This is a genomic window from Mesorhizobium sp. M7A.F.Ca.CA.001.08.2.1 (genome assembly GCF_003998455.1).
GTDB classification, from domain to species: domain Bacteria; phylum Pseudomonadota; class Alphaproteobacteria; order Rhizobiales; family Rhizobiaceae; genus Mesorhizobium; species Mesorhizobium ciceri.
The window spans coordinates 1-4,158 of the sequence record NZ_RZPW01000576.1 but is presented as its reverse complement, the minus strand read 5'-3'; the positions used below and the strand labels follow the sequence as shown (position 1 = coordinate 4,158).

Genomic DNA, 4,158 nt, shown 5'->3' with positions numbered 1-4,158 from the left:
CGGCCCTGATCGCAGTTTCCGGTGCGCGCGCCGCCGACGCCGTCGTCGTCGCCGAGCCGGAACCCGCTGAATACGTCAAGATTTGCGACGTCTACGGCGCTGGCTACTTCTACATCCCCGGCACCGAAACCTGCCTGCGCATCGGCGGCTATGTCCGCTATGACGTCGGCGTGGGCGACGGCGGCTCGTTTGACGGCGTCAACCATGTTACGGATCACCAGCACGGCGACGACGACTCGACCTACTGGAAGAACACCCGCTTCACGTTGAAGACCTGGACCGGCCAGGAAACCGAGCTCGGCACGTTGAAGACCTACACCGAATACCGCATCAATTTCGGCAACAGCTACGGCGACTATGACGACGGGCACACTATCGCTGCCAATGGAGCGGGTGGTTGGCAGGCTCGAAACAAGGGCAGCGCCCTGGAATTCGCCTGGATCCAGCTCGGCGGTCTGCGCGTCGGTGCTGACGAATCGGCCTTCGATACGTTCATCGGCTACGCCGGCAACGTCATCAACGACACGATCGTGCCCTACGGCAATTTCCAGACCAACGTGATCCAGTACTACTTCGATGCAGGCAACGGTCTCTCGGCCGTGGTTTCGCTCGAAGAAGGTTCCGGTGAGGTTGGCACCATCGACAGCTATGTTCCGCATGTCGTCGGCGGTCTGAAGTACACGCAGGGCTGGGGCGCCATCACTGGTGTTGTGTCGTATGACAGCAACTACGAGGAAGTCGCCGGCAAGGTTCGCCTGGACGTGAACGCCACCAACGAACTGTCGCTGTTCTTGATGGCCGGCTACGGCACCGACGACAACCTCAACGATCATACCAACAACATCGACGCGCTCGGCCGCGGCTTCTACAAGCAGTGGGGCGGCAACTGGGCTCTGTGGGGCGGTGGCACCTACAAGTTCAACGAGAAGACCTCGTTCAACCTGCAGGCGTCGTATGACGACTGGAAGGATATCGGCGTCGCGGCGAACGTCGCCTACACCGTTGTTCCTGGCCTCACGGTCACGGCCGAAGTCGATTGGCAGCAGGTCGGTCAAAAAGCCTTCGACAACGACTCCGCCTGGGTCCTGGCAACCAAGAAGAACAACGTCGGCGGTCTCCTCCGCTTCCAGCGCGATTTCTAATCAATTTCGCCTTGTCGAAATCGAAACCCGGCGGGCGACCGCCGGGTTTTTTCATGCCGGGTTTTCATTGGCTCACCAAAATGCGGCGACGCCGCCCCCGAGACCGAGCCCCTGCACTTCTTGAAGGTTGCGAGCGGACAATAGCCAGCTGACGAAGCCGAGCCCTGACAGTTCCGGCAATCGGGTCTATTCGCCAGTCCCCCAGCGCCGGAGCTTTCGCGGCTGGATCAATTCCCAGCCAAATCACCCAAGCCATCGATCAGCGGTTGGATTGCGCTGCCATAGTTCTTCCAGCGACTGACGGACGAGGTGTAGATCGGTTGTCGAACCTGCCAGCGGCTAAACGTGTTCACCGCACCGCCCTTGTCAAAGAATCGCAGGCAGGCGTCGTCCCATGGCAGTCCCAGATGGTCGATCAGGCGGCGCGATTGGCCTTCCTGGTCGGAGACCATGTCCTCATAGCGGTTCTGCAGGATTTGCCCTGGAAAAATCTTGCCCCAATGACCCATAAGCCGGTCGTACTCGCGATAATACAGTCCGAGCGTATGGAGGTCGGCGTTGTAGATATTGTCCTCGTTGAAACTCAGGAAATAGCACGAGATGCAATTGTCGATGGCATCGCGACGGCAGTGAATGATTTGTGCCTTGGGAAACAGGATCCTTATAAGGCCGATAAGCTCAAAATTATGCGGCAGCTTGTCGACTATCCGCCGCGCGTCGGGCGATCGTTGCCTGATATGGGCGAGATATTCATCGGCCAGGGACTTCGACTGTTCAACAGTCATGTCCAGGATAGATCTACGCAATTCCTCCGGCGAGCGCGTTTTCGGCGCCAGCCTGTTTGTGATGCGCCGGAGCTTTGTCAACTCGCCGGCTCCATGCACGTCGGGATGGCTAGCAAGGATCTGCTCGGTCAAAGTGGTGCCTGAACGCGGCATGCCAAGCACGAAAACAGGCACGTCCGATGTGCTTCCATGACCTGCCTTGGCGGCCAGCATCCGGGGGTCGAACAGTTCGATCATGAAATCGACGCTGCGCCGATAGGAGTCCATGTCGAAGCGGCGGGTTGACAGTTCCTTTGCCTGGCGGAAATGGCCGATCGCCCCGTCGTAGCGCCCGATATCGTTCAGTATTTTCCCGGCCGCATGGTGGAACTGCTGTGTGCTTTTCCTGTCGAGTCCCGGATTTTTCAACTCGGTCAGAATGGATTTCAATTCCGCCGGCTCTTCAGCGAATTTTCGGATGCTGGCCAGGCCGTTGTAGGCGGCCGCGATATCCTGACGGTGGCCGATCGCCTCCTTCATATATCTCGCCGCCTCGTCCATCCGACCGAGGCTTACAAGCGCATTGGCCAGTCCCATTCGAATGGCGGAACGGCCGCTGTCGATTTCAAGCGCTTTCTCATAAAGCGGCACCGCAGCGTCGGCCTTGCCGAATTCGGTGTAGGCGCGGCCAAGGGCGCAAAGCGCCTCCACCCAGCCGGCTTTCAACTGGCAGGCAACCTCAAAATGCCGGATCGCATCGGAATGTTCGCCGACCTTCAAATAGGTTTCACCCAGCGTCAGGTGATAGTGCGGATTTTGAGGTGCTTCCCTCACGGCCCTCTCAAAACATCGAATGGCCATCTCGTCATCCAGATCGAGCGCAAAGGTGCCCAGCAAGTACAAAGCAAGAGGATGTCGGGGATTGCGCGCCAATACGCGCTGGCAAAGCGCCTCTGCCTCCGCCAACCGATCTGCCCGCTGAAGGTTGAGGGCCTGCCTGAGCAGTGCGTCATCTGCCTGCGCGCGCGGCACTGGTTTCGCGGTCGGTTGCACGATTTTCTGCTGAGAGATTTTGGGGCCAGCAGGGCCCTTGAGATGCTTGGACCAGGCTGGTGGCAATCGATTGCTCATGGTGTCTGGCTAACAAAAAGAGCCACAGGAATCCAGCGTTCTGACCTGCCTCGCGGCAACGTGCACTAACCAAACAGGATTCTAGAGGGCAGTTTCAAAGCGAGCTAACGCGGCTCGTCCTGGCATCTCGGGCAGTGCCGTTTGTCGCCTCAAAGCACGGAGCACGATAGCGGGCCGCGCTTTCGCCCTTACTGGCGCCAACGAAAACAGCTCGAATACGGTACAGATTAATCAGAGTTCGGCCAGATCGCCGAGGGCCTCTATCAGCGGCCGAATCCTGCCTTCATAATTTTTCCAGCGCTTGATCGACGAGCCATAGATCGGCTGGCGTACCTGCCAGCGGCTCAGCGTCCTGACGGAGCCGGCCTTGTCGAAGAAGCGGAGGCAGGCGTCATCCCATTCGAGCCCAAGATGATCGATCAGGCGGCGGGATTGTCCTTCCTGGCTGGAAACAAGATCTTCGTATCGGTTCTCAAGAATCCGCCCAGGCAACACCGTATGCCAATGACGCATTAATCGGTCATACTCCCGATAGTATAGTCCAAGACACGTTAAATCGCTGATGTAAGCGTGATTTTTATTCAGGTTGGAGAATAACAGCGATAAACAATTATCAACAGCATCCCGCCGGCAATGGATAATGCGAGCGTTCGGGAAGAGGATTGCGATAAGGCCAATAGCCTCGAAATTGTGCGGCATCTTATCGATAATTCGCGCCGCGGAGGGCGCATAAAGACGCAGGTTGGCGAGGTAGTCCTCGGCAAAAGTCCGGGATTGCTGGATCGTCATCGACCGGAGGTTTTTTCCAAAGGGCTCTTCCGATGTCTTCGTCAGACCGCTGGCTGCCGCTATACGTCTCAGCTTGGTGAGTTCGCCGGCTCCATGGACATCCGGATGACTGGAGCAGATTTGCTCGGTAAGCGTCGTGCCTGAGCGTGGCATTCCCAAGACGAATACGGGGGTTTCGGACGGATCGCCATACTTCGCCGCGCTCGTCAAAAACTCCGCGCTGAACAGCCGGATGATGGAATCAACACGCCTGCGGTAGAGTTCGATTTCAAAATCGTCGTGGGGCTTAACAGCCTTCGCCCTCAGAAAATGGTCCATCGCTTCATCATAGC

Annotated in this window: 3 protein-coding genes; 1 reads left to right on the top strand and 2 read right to left on the bottom strand. The window is 57.9% G+C overall.

Translation table 11 applies throughout. The annotated features are described in order from the left end of the window. On the top strand, window positions 1-1,142 hold a 1,142-nt coding region (locus tag EN914_RS26640), incomplete at its 5' end, for a porin (RefSeq protein ID WP_164752897.1). A 227-nt stretch (window positions 1,143-1,369) separates the two neighbouring features. On the opposite strand, the gene EN914_RS26635 is transcribed toward EN914_RS26640, so the two are convergent. Both EN914_RS26635 and EN914_RS26630 read right to left on the bottom strand, forming a co-directional pair. Continuing rightward, complete coding sequence (locus EN914_RS26635) at window positions 1,370-3,037, bottom strand: sulfotransferase (RefSeq protein WP_024505737.1); 1,668 nt, start codon at window positions 3,035-3,037, stop codon at window positions 1,370-1,372. Between the two features lie 231 nt (window positions 3,038-3,268). Next, on the bottom strand, window positions 3,269-4,158 hold an 890-nt coding region (locus EN914_RS26630; RefSeq protein ID WP_164778924.1), incomplete at its 5' end, for a sulfotransferase.